General features: G+C 46.1%; 14 protein-coding genes. 9 read left to right on the top strand and 5 right to left on the bottom strand.

Translation table 11 applies throughout. The features are described 5' to 3' along the window. Positions 1 to 41: 41 nt before the first annotated feature. The gene (locus tag AXX12_RS14150) at positions 42 to 581 is read right to left on the bottom strand and encodes a hypothetical protein (protein WP_066244051.1); all 540 of its coding nucleotides are present in this window, start codon (positions 579 to 581) and stop codon (positions 42 to 44) included. A gap of 341 nt (positions 582 to 922) precedes the next feature. Between AXX12_RS14150 and AXX12_RS14145 the strand changes: the two genes are divergently transcribed. From AXX12_RS14145 to AXX12_RS14135, 3 genes are all read left to right on the top strand, one after another. Continuing rightward, entirely contained in the window at positions 923 to 2398 is a 1476-nt protein-coding gene (locus AXX12_RS14145) for a class I adenylate-forming enzyme family protein (RefSeq protein ID WP_066244444.1), read from the top strand. Between the two features lie 41 nt (positions 2399 to 2439). Further along, complete coding sequence (gene msrA, locus AXX12_RS14140) at positions 2440 to 3105, top strand: peptide-methionine (S)-S-oxide reductase MsrA (protein WP_231881899.1); 666 nt, start codon at positions 2440 to 2442, stop codon at positions 3103 to 3105. A 71-nt stretch (positions 3106 to 3176) separates the two neighbouring features. After that, positions 3177 to 3770 (top strand): hypothetical protein, encoded by a 594-nt coding sequence (locus AXX12_RS14135; RefSeq protein ID WP_074431373.1) that lies wholly within the window; start codon positions 3177 to 3179, stop codon positions 3768 to 3770. 79 nt (positions 3771 to 3849) lie between these two features. Here the strand turns inward: AXX12_RS14135 and AXX12_RS14130 are convergent, their stop codons facing one another. Further along, on the bottom strand, positions 3850 to 5970 hold the full coding sequence (locus AXX12_RS14130; RefSeq protein ID WP_066244047.1) for a PocR ligand-binding domain-containing protein: 2121 nt from the start codon (positions 5968 to 5970) through the stop codon (positions 3850 to 3852). Positions 5971 to 6159: 189 nt separating this feature from the next. Here AXX12_RS14130 and AXX12_RS14125 point away from each other — a divergent pair, with 189 nt between their 5' ends. The 4 genes from AXX12_RS14125 (at position 6160) to AXX12_RS14110 (ending at position 10217) form a co-directional block, all read left to right on the top strand. Continuing rightward, positions 6160 to 6804, top strand: a complete 645-nt coding sequence (locus tag AXX12_RS14125; RefSeq protein ID WP_066244045.1) for a DUF2284 domain-containing protein — start codon at positions 6160 to 6162, stop codon at positions 6802 to 6804. Between the two features lie 243 nt (positions 6805 to 7047). Continuing rightward, a complete protein-coding gene (locus AXX12_RS14120; protein ID WP_066244042.1) occupies positions 7048 to 7716 on the top strand; it encodes a GntR family transcriptional regulator in 669 nt (222 codons plus the stop codon). Between the two features lie 57 nt (positions 7717 to 7773). Beyond that, positions 7774 to 9168, top strand: coding sequence for an enolase C-terminal domain-like protein (locus AXX12_RS14115; protein WP_066244438.1), 1395 nt, complete (start codon positions 7774 to 7776; stop codon positions 9166 to 9168). A gap of 29 nt (positions 9169 to 9197) precedes the next feature. Beyond that, positions 9198 to 10217, top strand: a complete 1020-nt coding sequence (locus AXX12_RS14110) for a tripartite tricarboxylate transporter substrate binding protein (RefSeq protein WP_066244039.1) — start codon at positions 9198 to 9200, stop codon at positions 10215 to 10217. A 132-nt stretch (positions 10218 to 10349) separates the two neighbouring features. Here the strand turns inward: AXX12_RS14110 and AXX12_RS14105 are convergent, their stop codons facing one another. Both AXX12_RS14105 and AXX12_RS14100 read right to left on the bottom strand, forming a co-directional pair. Then, positions 10350 to 11306: an AEC family transporter gene (locus tag AXX12_RS14105; protein ID WP_066244036.1), complete on the bottom strand. Its 957-nt coding sequence runs from the start codon at positions 11304 to 11306 to the stop codon at positions 10350 to 10352. Between the two features lie 203 nt (positions 11307 to 11509). Further along, positions 11510 to 11992 carry a CarD family transcriptional regulator gene (locus AXX12_RS14100; RefSeq protein WP_066244034.1) on the bottom strand — a complete coding sequence of 161 codons (483 nt, stop codon included), beginning with the start codon at positions 11990 to 11992 and terminating at the stop codon, positions 11510 to 11512. Between the two features lie 158 nt (positions 11993 to 12150). Between AXX12_RS14100 and AXX12_RS14095 the strand changes: the two genes are divergently transcribed. Together AXX12_RS14095 and AXX12_RS14090 are read left to right on the top strand one after the other, a co-directional pair. Next, positions 12151 to 13152 (top strand): aldo/keto reductase, encoded by a 1002-nt coding sequence (locus AXX12_RS14095; protein ID WP_066244032.1) that lies wholly within the window; start codon positions 12151 to 12153, stop codon positions 13150 to 13152. A gap of 229 nt (positions 13153 to 13381) precedes the next feature. Then, entirely contained in the window at positions 13382 to 14482 is a 1101-nt protein-coding gene (locus AXX12_RS14090; protein WP_066244029.1) for an FUSC family protein, read from the top strand. Positions 14483 to 14601: 119 nt separating this feature from the next. Here AXX12_RS14090 and AXX12_RS14085 read toward each other — a convergent pair whose 3' ends face one another. Further along, a complete protein-coding gene (locus AXX12_RS14085) occupies positions 14602 to 15489 on the bottom strand; it encodes a LysR family transcriptional regulator (RefSeq protein WP_066244027.1) in 888 nt (295 codons plus the stop codon). Between the last annotated feature and the right edge of the window lie 7 nt (positions 15490 to 15496).

Below are 15496 nucleotides of genomic sequence, written 5' to 3'. Positions count from 1 at the left end.
AGACAAGCGCGGAGAAAAATAGGTGTCTCACTTATGCAAGATTAGAATGTATAGTTTACGCCAAATCCAAGACCGTCAGCTCTCGAGGCGCCATCCTCTTTGTAGGATTTGTAGCCTAGATGAAGCGCAGTTTGACTGTTCAGCTTGTAAGCGGCTCCTACTTGCCAATCGGTAGCAATGCTGCTAGTCGTAACAGATGCATAGCCATCGATCCTAGGTGCTAAAGCTGTGCTGGCGCCAATACCGTAAAACATTTTGTTAGGACCATCGCTGTAATTTCGATTGCCAACAATCAGGCGAAGATTGGGGTCAAGTTTATAGTGAGCATAGATATCAGTTGTATTGAAGTCGGGGCCTGGATAAGAATAGGCGTTTCTTTCAATGCCGAGAATGAATTTGTCAGAAACCGCGTTTTCCAAATAGAAGCTATCGTTGTCAATATCTACCCCACTGGCGTCCAGGTTGTAGTGGTTATAGCCGATAGTAGTTTCGTTTTGCTGCAGGTCGTTAATCGGAGCAGCGAAACTGACGCTTGCGGCTAACATGGTTCCTGTAAGAATGGTTAAAACTTTCTTTTTCATGATGTATCCTCCCTCGAAATTGGAAATAGGTTGTAGCTGGGCTATTAAACGATGAACGGCACCGGGTTGTTTGATAGGGTTGATTATAATTGCTATATCAACCGGCGCTGTTCATCGATCTATCCAAAGTGTACCATGTAAATATGACAAAGATGTGACAGCGGTTGGCAACTGCATAATTTGTCCAGTTGAGTGTAATTAGAAAAGCGAAAAACCCTGCAAAACTTTTTAGGAGAACTTTGCAGGGCTTTTTGTTATTTTGCGGAATTGGGAGGTATAGTCATTTCGGTCTCTGCCAGTTTTATCATGAGATTGTAACTAAAGGAAGTGAAATCATTTATATGCTTGTTCACCAACTTATTTACCAGGGTGAAGATGAACAGATTTTCTTCCATGGCGATACAGATATTTCCTGTGGACATGTTCGTACAGAAGTGGCTCGGTATAGAATTTATCTGTATAATGCGGGAGTTCGTCAGGGCGAAAACGTTGGACTGCTTGCCCGTAATTCACCGGCCTTTATCTATGCGTACATGGCTATCGCTAGTCTGGGAGCCATAGTGGTGCCAATCAATTATCAGTTAACGGCCCAAGAAGTCGCGTTCATTGTTAAAGATGCCCAGATGAAAAATCTGGTAATAACGAAAACCATGGATTTGACAACGCCGCTCAGTAACAACGGATATTTTACCGAAGTGGCTCAGCATGTTATAGAGCAGATTGATGACTTTTCCGTTACGCAGGAGCCTCTTGGTCTGTCATTTGATACGGAAATCAGCGAAGACCAGCCCTGCGCTATCATTTATACATCAGGGACGACAGGCAATCCGAAAGGGGCTGTTCTAACACACAGAAACCTCGTCAGTGACGCTGCATGCTTCTCTAAGGCCATGCCGGTGTATGAAACGGATAATATATTATGCATCTTACCGTTGTATCACTGCCTGGCCTGGACGTGCATTATATTATGTTCTTTACTGCATAAAGCATCGGTGACCATCGTCGACACCATTGTCCCCAAAGATGTGATCGAAGGGATCAAACGCTTTGGTGTGACAGTAATGTATGGGGTTCCTTCGGTTTACATGCTTCTGTTGAAAACTGCCGAACCTGGCGATTTAGCGCGTTTGCGGTTGTTTATGTCTGGGGGAGCGTCGCTGCCGCAGCAGGTGGCGGAAGACTTTCAACGCAAGTTTGGGACCAGTATAACAGAGGGATACGGGTTATCTGAGGCATCTCCGGTAGTTGCCACCAATCCTCAGCATAGGCCCAAGCCTCTTTCCATCGGCAAGCCTATCCCTGGGGTTGAAGTACAAATCGTCAATCCGCAAGGCGAAGCGGAGCCAACCGGCGTGGTGGGGGAACTGACTGTGCGGGGACCCAATGTGATGCAAGGTTATTTTAACTTGCCTAATGCGACCGCACAGGCTCTTCGCGGCGGGTGGCTGCACACCGGCGACTTGGCTTATCAGGATGATGAAGGCTATCTGTTTATCGTCGATCGGCTGAAGGATCTGATTATCACCAGCGGAGAGAATATTTATCGGCGGGAGATTGAAGAACTGCTTTATCGTTATCCTGGCGTCAGCGAAGCTGCGGTTGTTGGACTGCCTGATAATCTCCGCGGTCAAGTGGCCTGTGCTTACATTGTTATGGCGGAAGGCCAGATTCTAAATAAAAAGGTGGTTAAGAATTATCTTCGCGACAAGGTAGCTGCTTATAAAATCCCGCGGGATTACATACAAGTAGATCACCTGCCCAAAAATCAGTCTGGAAAGATCATGAAGCGGTCGCTGCGTGAGCAACACAAGCGATAACGCATTCTACTGTCTTTTGTGACGAAGGCGGGAATATTTGAATGAAAAAATCGCTGATACTAGCTTTAGCGGGAGTGCTGATTCTATTACTAATTGCAGTCCTTAACGGCTGCGGAAAGGGAACTCAAATGGACGCAAACAAACCGAATAGCAATGAAATGTCCACCAACTCAAAAACTCAGCCGCCAGAGAATAAGAACCTGCGTGAGATATGGTTAGCAGGAGGCTGCTTTTGGGGATCGGAAGCTTACTTGGCCAAGTTAAATGGTGTGGTATATACTGATGTGGGTTATGCCAACGGAAAGACGGAAAACCCCACTTACGAACAGGTTACGTATAGAAATACCGGTCATGCTGAGACGGTTTATGTGAAATATGATCCGGCTCAGATCAGTTTAGCGACTCTGTTGACCTACTATTTCAAAGTCGTAGATCCCACGAGCCTGAATCGACAAGGCAATGATACAGGTGTCCAATATCGCACTGGTATATACTACAAAAATGCAGCTGATAAGGCGACAATCGATGCTGTCATTAGCCAAGAACAAAAAAAGTACGCAGCGCCAATAGTCACTGAAGTGCTGCCGCTCACAAATTACTATATTGCCGAAGCAGCTCATCAACAATATCTTCGAAAGAACCCAGGAGGGTACTGCCATATTAACTTGTCGATCTTAGATAATGACCCCATCGCCAAAGGCAAATAAGAGTACATTTGTATCGCCTCTCTATCTGTCGGAATATTATGCAATATGAATAGTAAAAGAGGGGTGATTATATGTACAGACCTTATTGCGAATGTGATGAGGGTATGAGTAGCGGTCGGCGCTGCTTCAGTGCAAGTGCGGTTCATCTTCGAGATTGTTTCCGTCTGCTCTGGGAGCAGCATGTGTATTGGACGAGAATGACGATTATTAGTATTGCGATGGATTTGCCTGATGTAGAACCGACTACCAATCGTTTGCTTAGAAATGCGCCTGATTTCGCCCGACTATTTAACCGTTTTTATGGCGCCAGAGTCGCCGCTGAGTTTAATCGACTGCTGACTGACCATTTGGTTATTGCGGCAGAACTTGTTAAGGCGGCAAAAGCCGGTAACAATAAAGCAACGGCAGATGCAGAAAAGCGATGGTATGCTAATGCCGACGAAATTGTTTCTTTTTTACATTGCATAAACTCGCTCTGGCATATTGAGCCCATGCGTGCAATGTGGTATGAGCACCTTTGCCTAACAAAAGCGGAAGCTGTCGCGAGACTCTCCAAGGATTATGCTAAAGACATCGAAATTTTTAACCATATCGAAAAACAGGCTCTAATGATGGCGGATGAGTTCTCGCGAGGTATCACGTGCCAATTCTATCTAAATTACTGATGCAGCTATATGTTATTCGAAAACAAGAAAGCCTCGTTCGCCGGGATAAGCGGCAGACGAGGCCTTCTTGTACTAGTAATTAAAGAACGGCAATAAAAGTTTCTACTATCCTTGGATCAAATTGTGTTCCCGCACAGCGCTTGAGCTCTGCTATCGCCGCCTCATGAGAAACGGCTTTCCGATATGGCCGGTTACTGGTCATCGCGTCATAGGCGTCGGCAACTGCGAGTATTCTGCACTCGATAGGAATAGCTTCGCCGGCTAGGCCTAAAGGATAGCCGCTGCCGTCATACCATTCATGGTGTTTCAAAATCCACTCAGCTGAAGGCATTAGATCTACCGCTGATTGGGCGATGCGATAGCCGACTTCACAATGACGGTGCATGATCTTTTTTTCGTCGTTTGTCAAGGGACCAGGCTTTAGCAAAATATGATCAGGAATGCCGACTTTGCCGATATCGTGAAATCGTGCTAACAGTTGTAGATCGGCAATCCTTGATTCCGCAAACTGCATGCTGCGTGCAATTTTATCAATCAAATACTGCAACCGATCAGCGTGTTCTTCTGTGGCAAAGTCACGTTCCTCCAACATTTTCATGACTGTCTGGACAATCGCGCTGCGCACACTTTGCGAATGATGCAGTTTTTCCCGATACATTTGATTATCCGCTTCTTTTAATAAAGATTGTGGACTAGTAGTCGTGTCTTTTCCATTTGCATAGCCAAGGGAGATGCTGATCGGTATGCCACTATTTTCCTGGTTATGACGTTCGACTGCGGTTCGAATCCTCTTAACAATAAATTTGGCAGCCCGTTCGCCTGCTCGTGGCATAATGATGGCAAACTCGTCGCCACCGATACGAGCGGCGATGTCACCTTTCCGTATAGCAAGACGCAGTAATTGAGCGGTAGATAGTAATAATTGATCGCCTGCAGCATGACCGAACGTGTCATTAACTAATTTTAACCCATCAATATCACACATCAAGATAGTAAGCGGTTTATGCGCATCTGTCCCACAGCATGTCAAGGTTTCTTCAAAAAATGCTCTGTTATATAAATCGGTCAATGTATCATGAGTACCTATATATCTTAGTTTTTCCTCGGCTTGTTTTCGCTCTATGGCCATGGCTACCTGATTAGATACAAAGCTGAGCATGTCCTGATGCTCCTGCGTATATGTCACTCGTTCTACATAACTATAAACAGCCATTATGCCAAAAACTTTATTATTCGCCGTTTTCAAGGGAACTCCCAACCAATCTATTGCACGGGTTCCGATTGTTTGCGCAGCTCCGCTCTTTTCTAGTTCTAGCCGCAACTGGGGGGTGATCAATAAAGGCTGCCCGGTTTTTAGAAGGTATTCGACTAATCCGTTAACAAGCTTCCTGCTGCCGGGGTTTCCATCAAACTCATCAACCCGGTACGGGAAATGCAACATGTCGTTTTCCTCATCTTCAATGGCAATGTAGAAGTTTTTAGCTGGAATCAGATCGTTAATAATGACATGAACTGACTGGTAGAGCTCGTCCAAATTTCGCGCTGCGCTTGCCGTTTCGCTGATGTGGTATAACGCTGCTTGCAGTTTTTCCGCTCTAAGCCGACGCTGAATTTCCCTTTCCTTTTGCACGTTTTCTGTCGCTAAATTCGATAGCTGATTGGCAAAGAGTTCGAGAAAGTGGCAAATATCTGTGAATTTTTTTAAGGGCATTCGGGTTACCTCAGTAAAAGCGCGCCTGACTTCATGGAGATCAGCACCAATTTCTTTAGCATAGGCGATAATCTGTCCTTCTGTCTGCTCTTCGGAAAGGACTTGGCCAACAAGCCAATTCGCTATATGTTTTTTGTCAACATAGATACTAGCGCCACCGTCCCAAAGGCCGCCGCTCAGACATGGCTCAAATTTAGAATCTGCAGGATAGGCTTTGCCAATCACCGAATCAGACTTTTTGCAATTGGCGGCGCCTTGCTTGGTTGAGCGGATTATATTGCATAGTTCGCAGAAATTACTGGGTTTAGTAATGGGGTTGCCGGACACATCGGTAATGACTGACGCCACACCTGTTACAACAGCAAAAGCGTCTTGGATGCGTTGAAGCTCTCCGATGTCGAATAGGTCGGTTAGGTGAGCCGAGTCATGCTTGACCTGCTGCACAGCAGGCGCTAATTTATCATGTGCTACATTGAAATTATGCTGCATAGCCTATCTTCCCTGCCTTTTCATTCTACATCTAATATTCTTACATTTGTCTAGATATGTCAATCGATTTGAAATTATGTGATTTTTCATGACTAATATGAAGAGTATAGCGATTGAAGGAGTATGATAGCGAAGTGAAGAACAATTAGGCAAAGCTACTGAAAAAAGGCACTTATGGGAGGAATGATGATGAGCCAGATCCAGAAAATTTGTACCGATATGAATCAAAGCTTGCTCGCTGAGCACTTAACGAGTTATGAGAACAAGGCATTAGCGATGGGGGCCAGCCAGGCAGCTATTATTCGCGCAGATAGCATACCGGTGGACGAACGCGTTACTCTTAAGTGTCAGATCCCACGTTGCTTCGGTTATGGAGCTGGCGCTCATTGTCCACCTAACACACTTAAACCGGTTGAACTTAGAGAGCATTTGAAAAAATATGAATGGGCAGTGTTGTTTACTGTTGATGTGCCGTCAGAAGTGATTGTTCGGAATAAGGCTACGATTAAAGAACGTGTGGCTGCGTATCAGGTGGTTTACAAAATTGTCAGCTCACTTGAGTCGATGGCCTTTTATGACGGCCACTATTTCGCCTTCGGCTTTGGCGCCGGATCCTGTCGGCACACTTTCTGCGGTCTGCAAGAAACTTGCGCCGCCATGGAAGGAAAGAAATGTCGGTTTAGCCTGTTAGCTCGCCCGTCAATGGAAGCGGTAGGTATCAATGCCTTCGGCCTGATCGCCGCTCAAGGTTGGGAGATATATCCTATCGGCAGCGGCGCTGATCCGAACTGTGTCCCCAAAGGAATTTTGGCAGGAATTATCATTGTGCAGTAGCGAGCCCAAACCAGCTATTGACTTATTAGAAGCGGATCGTTCGCCCATGGCGCGCAAACGATCCGCTTTTGTTGTAGATCAGGAACCATTGTGCGATTCACTTATCGTCCTTTATGTCTTTGTAGTAAAACATGCTTTTTCCCCAAAGGCTCGCAACCGTTTTCTAATTGACACCGACTGCAATCAAGCATATAATGTGAAGTGTGAAATTTCACAGAAAATTCAGATCGAGGCGATGCTGCTATGTTTGCTAACCTTAAGGATTTGCCGCAATATTTAGGACTGAACGATCAGGTATATGACGTTCTTAAGAACGCTATTACCCAACATACACTTGCAACTGGCTGCAAGTTAGACGTAAATCTGTTGGCGAAAAGGTGGGGCATCAGCCGGAGTCCGGTGAATGATGCCATTCAACGCTTGATGATAGAAGGCTTAGTGTCGGTGGTCCCACGACGCGGCACTTTTGTGGCCAGTATTGATGTGACTGATATTTTACAGCTCATGGATATTCGCCTAATGTTTGAACTGAGAGCAGCAGAGCTAGTCATCGGTGAGATCCGTCGAGAACAAATGCAGGACATGAAGTCGATATTAGACAAGTTGGAGGAATTGCTGCAAAGCGAAAATCTCGATTTTCTTCAGTACAGCCAGTCGGATCTGGAATTACATGCTTTGCCAATTATTTGGACGAATAATGAAAAATTATATAAGCTGTATCAATCGCAAAACTTTCAATGGTATATGACGAGGCTTGGGCGATCATCAGCCGGACACCACGAACATTGGGCCATTTATAAAGCCTATGAAGCAGGTGATTTGGCTGCGGTGAAACAAGCTGTTACCCATCATATCGAAGCCGGAAAAGCCAGCGTGATTAAACGCAGTAATAATGGAACCCCGTTAATGTGATTTACACTTCTCTAGACGATGAGCAACAATGGGAGTGATGAACAATTGGATCAGCCAATGAATAGTGGAACTTATTTCGGAGCGCCACTTATTACTGAAATGCGAGTGATCGCGGTCGCGGGACGCGACAGTATGCTGTTAAATCTCTGCGGCGCTCATTCACCATTTTTTACGCGCAATATTGTTATTCTTAAAGACAATGCCGGGCGCACAGGAGCAGGCGAGGTGCCAGGCGGTGAAGGAATTCGCCGAACTCTGGAAAGCGCCCGACCGCTGGTCATCGGGCAATCGATCGGGCGATACAATTCCATTCTGAACAGTGTACGCCAGCAACTGGTACACAGCAATAAGACCGGACTACAATCCACGGTTCACAAAGTGACTTCTGAAGCCGAGGCCGCGGTGCTTAAGCAACCGCATGAAATCAATCTGCGGGCAGACAATGTGATCACTGCAATCGAGGCTGCCTTGCTCGACTTGCTCGGCCAATTCCTCAACGTACCCGTTGCCGCGCTGTTAGGAGCCGGACAACAGCGTACCACCGTTAGAATGCTTGGTTATCTGTTCTACATAGGCGACCGTAACAAAACAGATTTACCCTATCTCAGCAATCAGGACGCAAATGATGATTGGCTGCGGTTACGACATGAGAAAGCATTGACTCCTCAATCGATTGTCCGGCTTGCCGAAGCAGCGAATGCTCGCTATGGTTTCAAGGATTTTAAACTTAAAGGCGGGGTTATGCATGGGACAGAGGAAATGGCAGCGGTGACTGCTCTGGCGCAGCGTTTTCCCGATGCCCGCATTACGCTTGATCCAAATGGCGCTTGGTCACTAGATGAGGCCATCAGTTTATGCAAGAATCAGAATCATGTATTGGCCTACGCCGAAGATCCGTGCGGTCCGGAAAACGGCTACTCGGGGCGGGAAATCATGGCGGAATTCCGGCGAGCTGCGGGAGTGCCGACTGCGACAAATATGATCGCTACCGACTGGCGCCAATTGGGACATTCAATTCAGCTCCATTCGGTTGATATTCCGCTGGCTGATCCGCATTTCTGGACGATGCAGGGCTCAGTACGAGTTGCTCAAATGTGTCAAGAATGGGGACTAACTTGGGGATCGCACTCAAATAATCATTTTGATATTTCACTAGCTATGTTTACCCATGTAGCAGCTGCTGCCCCGGGCGACATCACAGCCATTGATACCCATTGGATTTGGCAGGAAGACCAGGAAGCTTTAACAACAGAGCCATTTACCATTAAAGGTGGTATGGTGGAGGTACCAAATAAGCCAGGCCTTGGTATTGAGATCGACATGGTCAAAATTGAAAGAGCGCACCAACTTTATAAAAAAGTTGGTCTTAGAGCCCGCGACGACGCTATGGCGATGCAGTATCTGGTTCCTGGCTGGAGGTATGATCCGAAACGCGCATGTTTCGCTAGGTAAAACAATTAAGATAAATGGGGGGGAAGTAAATGTTCCGTAAAAAGAGTTGGCAGGTATTGATGGTTACAGTCTCTGTTCTGGGCATGGTTATGCTGGCAAGTGGTTGCGGCAAAGCGCCTGAGGCCAAAAAGACAGCAGGTCCGACTGAATTTAAGCCAGATAAACCGATCACCATGATGGTCCCCGGGGCAGCAGGGGGATCGACTGACCTCCTCGCCCGCGCAGTCGAGAAGGTCTGGTCTAAATACTGCCCACAACCGTTGCAGATTGTTAATAAGGGCGGTGGCGGCGGTGTTGAAGGCGCGACTTTCGTCGCACGCGCTAAACCAGATGGCTATACGATAGCCATGGGTTACGGTTCAGGGCATGATATCGTTATGCCCCATATTTCTAAGGTTGAATATAACCCGTTCAAAGACCTTGACCCGGTTGCCCGGTTGTCCATCCACTCTGTCGTTGTCTTAGTTCCCGCAAACTCTCCTTACAATTCAATCAAGGATATTGTTGACGAGGCGAAGAAAACTGGCAAACCGGTGACTGCCGCCGTGGGACTGAAAGCAGGCGCGGTTGACCTTGTTATGCGCGGCATTGGCGCGTCCACCGGAGTCACTATCACTCCGATACCGCATGCAGGTGGCTCGCAGGCAATCACCACTCTTGTTGGCAGTCAGACAGTTATGGGCGGCGGCCATCCGGCTGAAGTCATCAGCCAGTTGAAAGCCGGTCGACTAAAAGCTATTGGCATCGCGACCCCTGATAGAGATCCATCACTTCCAAACGTACCGACCCTTAAAGAACAAGGAATCAACTTCTATACCTGGGGTTCGGTTAAAGGTATAGCTGTGCCGAAGAACACTCCGAAAGAAGTCGTGACCTATTATGAGGGTCTCTTTAAGAAAGTAGCCGAAGATCCTGACTTTAAAAAGACCATGCAGGAGATGGGCCAACCAGTACAGTATCAAGGCGCCGAAGAGTTTGGCAAGTTTGTCAAGCAAGCGCATGATGACTATGGGGTACTTGTCAAACAGTTAGGATTAGATAAGAAATAGTATTTGTGACAGCAAAAAAAGCGCTAACCTGCTTAGGTTGGCGCTTTTTTAGTCAGAAAGTATATAAACCATAACCCGGTGCGCGTGGCCTCTGTGTACTTGCGTACTCGACCACCGATGCTTATCCTATACCTATAATGCTGCGTTCAGCCAGAAAAAAAGAATAGGATAGACGACAGACAAGAAAACGATAGTGGTCATAAAAAAGGCTGCACTGGCGATATGTAAATTTAAATCATATAGGCGAGCTAGAACTACCGTGTTGGCGCCGGTTGGTACACTTGCCGCGATCAGGATTGAGCTTAGAACGATGTGATCGGTAAACAAGATGCGGGCAATAAGGTAGGCAACAAGCGGGGTAAGCACAAATTTTATCGGGATAAGGCCAATTATGCTGGCATAATAGTTTCGCATCCCGCTAAAGTTCATCGAATAACCGACGGGAATCATACCCATCCAGGCAGAAATATGAATGAGATAACTAAAAATGTTGCCCAAAATATCTGGACGAGGGACTTCACCAAGATAGAGTATCATACCAACTCCCATGCCAACGACAGGCAGTTGGTTACGAGAAAAAAATAATGACGAGAAAGATGTCTTAGCGGCGTCTTCACTAGTCTTTTGGTCGAGTTGACTGTAGTATTGAGCCATGGGGAAACAGAACAAGAACAATACGAGATTCTGGAATAACGAGATGATCTGCGTATAAGCAAAACCCCGCTCTCCCAACAGAATAAATGCACAAAGGCTGGCTAACGCTCCAATGTTAGAAAGCATGGCTGATGCGAGGTAGCTCGCTTTTTCTACGCCAGATTCATATTTCTTATTAGCCACCCAATACCCTGCCAGTCCAGGGATGAAGCTAACAAGAATACCAAATAGCGGTAACCAAAGCAATTCTTTCTGCAAAGGCAGATTCCAAAAACTTAGCGTCGATAATGCTGTACCAAAAACGGTAAGGTTAGTAACAATGATTTTCTTGCACCAAGCTTCGTTAAGCCAGTGTCTTCTTTGAAAATAGTGGCCCAGCATCAACGGAAGGATGAAGTCAACAACAATATAAAGTAACTTTACATAGACGTCCATTTTAGCACCTGAATTCTTCGATCTTTGTTACCCATGCCTAAACAGAATGTAGACTTTCCTATTGTAGCACAGGAAAACGATAGACCGCAAAAAAAAGATCAGCGAGTATTAGCAGGGACTAGACTGGCTTTGCCGAAATAAGTAATCACATGATAATCAGGACAAACAAAAATCCTGGCTGCTATAGCCAGGACTGAAGACTATTATTGAATATGGATGAAACGCTCAATTAAATCAGATGCTTGTTCTTTTGGAATTCCTTTAACTAATACAATTTCACTAATAAGAATTTGCAAAGCATTATCTAACATGTTCTTTCTTGTTGTTCCCAACTTCCGCTTTGCGCTAATTCTCACTAAATCGCGAATAACCTCGGCTCCTTCGTAGATGTTGCCACTGCGAATCTTCAACATGTTTTTACGATCAAGCTGGTTGTCGTTGCCGGACATGTCGGTCTCGCCTTCGTTAATCGTGACAAGTAGTTTATCAAGTTGTTCTGGCTCTACGATGTGGCGGATGCCTAGCTGCTCGGTCTTATCAATCGGGATCATAACTTGCATGTTTCGATGAGGCATGCTGATCGAGTAATACATTTGAGTTTCGCCGAAGACTTCTCTTTCTTCGATCGTCTCTATAGTACCCCCGCCTTGAGCTGGGTAAAAAATTTTGTCCCCTATCTGAAACACTGAGCCACCCCCTGTTCCTTTCTTATAGTATACTACAAATGAGAATATTTATCCACCCCTAATGCGTATAGGTTAGAACTCTCGGTTATATTGCTGTAAAAGACTCGTGGATAGAGTAACTATGCAATGAATACTAGATAAAATAGGGAGGGAATTGTGTGAAGTATAAGCTGTTAGGGAAGACTGGTGTTCTGGTTTCCGAACTATGTTTCGGCACAATGACGTTTGGCAGTGAAGCAGATGAAACCGAATCAACACAGATGTTTAGTCAGTGCAGAAATGCTGGTGTTAATTTTTTTGATTGTTCAAATAACTATAGTGAAGGCAGAGCAGAGACTATTCTTGGTAAATTAATCGCCGGCTGCCGAGACGAAGTGGTAATCACAACGAAAGTTTCTCAACGAGTTGGCAAAGATATAAATGCTATCGGTCCAACTAGACGCCATATTATGCTTTCAGTAGAGCAAAGTCTGACCAGATTGAGGACCGACCGGATCGATCTTTATATTATTCATTATTTCGATCCCTTCACTGCAATGGATGAAACGCTGCGGGCTTTAGATGACTTAGTACACCAAGGAAAGGTGTTGTACCTCGGTGTGAGCAATTGGGCCGCTTGGCAGATTGCCAAGGCCTTAGGCATTTCCGAAAGAAAGTGTCTTGCCCGGTTTGAGTGCATTCAGCCAATGTATAACTTAGTAAAGCGGCAGGCAGAAGTTGAGATTTTACCACTTGCTGAGTCAGAGCAATTAGGGGTTATTGCTTATAACCCCTTGGCTGGGGGCGTATTGTCAGGAAAATATTCACCAGGCATCACTCCGCAGTCAGGGCGGCTTGCAGAAAAAGACCAATATCGCAAGCGTTATGCTGAGCCCATTTATTACGAAGTAGCCGACCGCTTTGTCAATTATGCCAACGCACTCGGTGTGGACCCTGTAACACTAGCAATTAGCTGGGTCAAATCAAATCCTGCGATCACGGCCCCTATTCTTGGCGCCAGGAATACTAGCCAGCTAAGCGCCTCGCTGGCGGCGGCTGATTTTGTTATGACGTCCGAAATGCGAGAATCGATTTCACAGCTTTCCATTAAACCAGGGACTGCAACCGACCGCCTGGAAGAAGAACTGGACTCAAAATACATATTGCGTAATCGTAGCTAAGTACAGGTGCATAATTCCAGACAAAGAAACGTCTTGGTCTGAAATTCAACTTGTTGACAAACCTAGTTATAGACCGTTGAGAAATGTCCAGATGCTAGGCAGCCCGAGGAAGCGCGCGCAGACAGTACGTTTGCAGGGTACGGCAAGCGCGCTCCCGCAGGGCTAACAACGCAGATGGGCGTTTATCGACGGTCTGTATTTCAGACAAACTGCAGGAACGGTGACAGGAATGAAGACTATAGGAGCACGCACACTCAAAACAGGGATAGCAGTAACGATTACTATGTTCATCTGCAAAGTATTCAATCTCGAACCTGCTTTTTTCGGCGCAGTGTCGGCGGTGGTTAACATGCAACCATCTATTTCCCTGACACTTAAGACAACAAGAGATCAAGTCTTGGTGCATATTCTGGGGGTAACCGTAGGGTTGGGGTTCGGATATCTAATTGGTGGTAATTCAGCTGTGATGGGGCTAGTGACCATTGTTATCATCGTGCTGTACCGAAAGTTTCAGTTGAAAACCAGCCTTACGGCGGGAATCGTCGCCGCTCTGTTTATTCTCAGTTCCAGCCAGGATCAGTTCCTCTCGCACGCTCTATCGAGAACATTGGTTATCTTCGTCGGCATGGGTATAGCGATGATTATCAACATTGCTTTGATGCCTCCGCGCTATAAGAGTCAATTTGTCGCCAAGCTGCAAGCAAGCAATGAGCTTGCGGTGAACTGCTTTGGCCAAGCTGTTCAGGAATATGTCCAGTTAGCCAATCTGGAGCCTGACTATCATCTGGAGCAAAGAAAACTTATTCATCAACAGAACAAGCAAACGCGTGATCTATTTGTACTGATCAAACGAGAGAGTGACTGGCTGAGTCCGGTTGCATCTGAGCAACGTGAGTGGTTTGCCGTTGCGGAAAAACTCATGGATTATAACGAAGCTTTGGCTGAGGGGGCTGACCGGATATACGAACAGGTAGCAACCCGCTACGAGCGGCGCTCGAATCTCAATTTCCCCCCAATTACTGATGAATTCGGCGCCATCCTGGCGATGCTGGTGGGCGGTTGTCGGTCAATCGCCAGAGTCAACGGTAAGGTTAGAATGGCTATCATTGACGGCAAGACGACAGATATTGAAGAAATCAATGAAGACTACTGGGAACGCTTGATGCTAGTGATCGAACAATGGCAAAATCGATCAGCAGGCAGCTATTATTTACATACGTTACTAGAGGCAGCGGTGATGGCAAACGAAATCAAATGGGCTGCTCGGCAAGGCAAAAAGTTATTACACGAAGCTGTGCTCCAGAGTGAGTCAACGGCAAAAGAGGACTGAACCCGGGCAGGTTCAGTCCTCTTTGAAATCTTTCTGATATTAGCAGTAAATTGACGGTGAAATGCCAGATAAAAACTATAGACAAGGTATATTTTTATTTGCGGCTGTTGCCGGGCTCATTATCTATTAGTCCAATTGAGGACAAAATCGCGAAAGGCGGCAACCGGCGGCGGGTAGTGAGGTCGCTTAAGCAACGCTAAAGCAATGTGTTTTTTAATCGGATCATTTAAATGGATGATTGACACGCCAGGCGGCATATTGGCAACAATAGCATCACGCGGGAAAAGGCCGATTCCCATGCCGTTGGCAACTAGGGCAAGGCTAGACTCCGAGTGGCTGCTTTGACAAACAATCTTCGGTGAAAAGCCTGCATCACGGCATGCTTTTTCGTAAACTTTGTAAATACTCTGGTCAGGCGATGGGAAGATAAAGTCTTCTGCGGCAAGATCCGATAAGTTTATCATCTGATGGTTGGCTAGCGGGTGTGATAATGATGTGACGACAACGAATTCGTCTTCGGCTAATGGGTGAATTTCCAGATTCGTAAGATCAGTGTCAACCTGTGGGGAGAAAATTGCTGCATTGATTTCCAATGTCTGAATCATTTCTGTTAGGCGGTAACTACCGGCATTTACAATATTAATATTCAGACCTGGATATGTTCGGTGAAATGCAGTAACCATTGCTACAAAATCAATGCTTTCCAGAGTAGTAATCGCGCCGATATTCACTGTGCCTCTGGTCAGATGGGTATAACCTTGCATCGCTTGTTTCGCAGCGTCAATTTCCGCCAGAATACGGCGGGCGTGAAGTAGAAATTCTTCACCTGCTGACGTCGGATACACACTGCGGGTCGTGCGTTCAAATAGCTTAATACCCAGCTCGTCTTCGAGTTTGGTGATTTGCTGCGATAACGACGACTGAGCCACACAGATCGCTTCGGCGGCTCGCGTGAAATGACGATGCTTAGCGACTTCCACAACATACTGCAATTGATGAACTTCCATACGATAC

It is taken from the genome of Anaerosporomusa subterranea (genome assembly GCF_001611555.1).
GTDB classification, from domain to species: domain Bacteria; phylum Bacillota; class Negativicutes; order Sporomusales; family Acetonemataceae; genus Anaerosporomusa; species Anaerosporomusa subterranea.
The sequence above is the reverse complement of the archived record's forward strand: the minus strand, read 5'-3'. Positions and strand labels throughout refer to the sequence as shown.

Coding starts and splice junctions, on each gene's coding strand:
- AXX12_RS14120 (WP_066244042.1), top strand. CDS start 7,048: ATGTTTGCTAACCTTAAGGATTTGCCGCAATATTTAGGACTGAACGAT.
- AXX12_RS14135 (WP_074431373.1), top strand. CDS start 3,177: ATGTACAGACCTTATTGCGAATGTGATGAGGGTATGAGTAGCGGTCGG.
- AXX12_RS14110 (WP_066244039.1), top strand. CDS start 9,198: ATGTTCCGTAAAAAGAGTTGGCAGGTATTGATGGTTACAGTCTCTGTT.
- AXX12_RS14130 (WP_066244047.1), bottom strand. CDS start 5,970: ATGCAGCATAATTTCAATGTAGCACATGATAAATTAGCGCCTGCTGTG.
- msrA (WP_231881899.1), top strand. CDS start 2,440: ATGAAAAAATCGCTGATACTAGCTTTAGCGGGAGTGCTGATTCTATTA.
- AXX12_RS14150 (WP_066244051.1), bottom strand. CDS start 581: ATGAAAAAGAAAGTTTTAACCATTCTTACAGGAACCATGTTAGCCGCA.
- AXX12_RS14105 (WP_066244036.1), bottom strand. CDS start 11,306: ATGGACGTCTATGTAAAGTTACTTTATATTGTTGTTGACTTCATCCTT.
- AXX12_RS14115 (WP_066244438.1), top strand. CDS start 7,774: ATGAATAGTGGAACTTATTTCGGAGCGCCACTTATTACTGAAATGCGA.
- AXX12_RS14090 (WP_066244029.1), top strand. CDS start 13,382: ATGAAGACTATAGGAGCACGCACACTCAAAACAGGGATAGCAGTAACG.
- AXX12_RS14125 (WP_066244045.1), top strand. CDS start 6,160: ATGAGCCAGATCCAGAAAATTTGTACCGATATGAATCAAAGCTTGCTC.
- AXX12_RS14145 (WP_066244444.1), top strand. CDS start 923: ATGCTTGTTCACCAACTTATTTACCAGGGTGAAGATGAACAGATTTTC.
- AXX12_RS14085 (WP_066244027.1), bottom strand. CDS start 15,489: ATGGAAGTTCATCAATTGCAGTATGTTGTGGAAGTCGCTAAGCATCGT.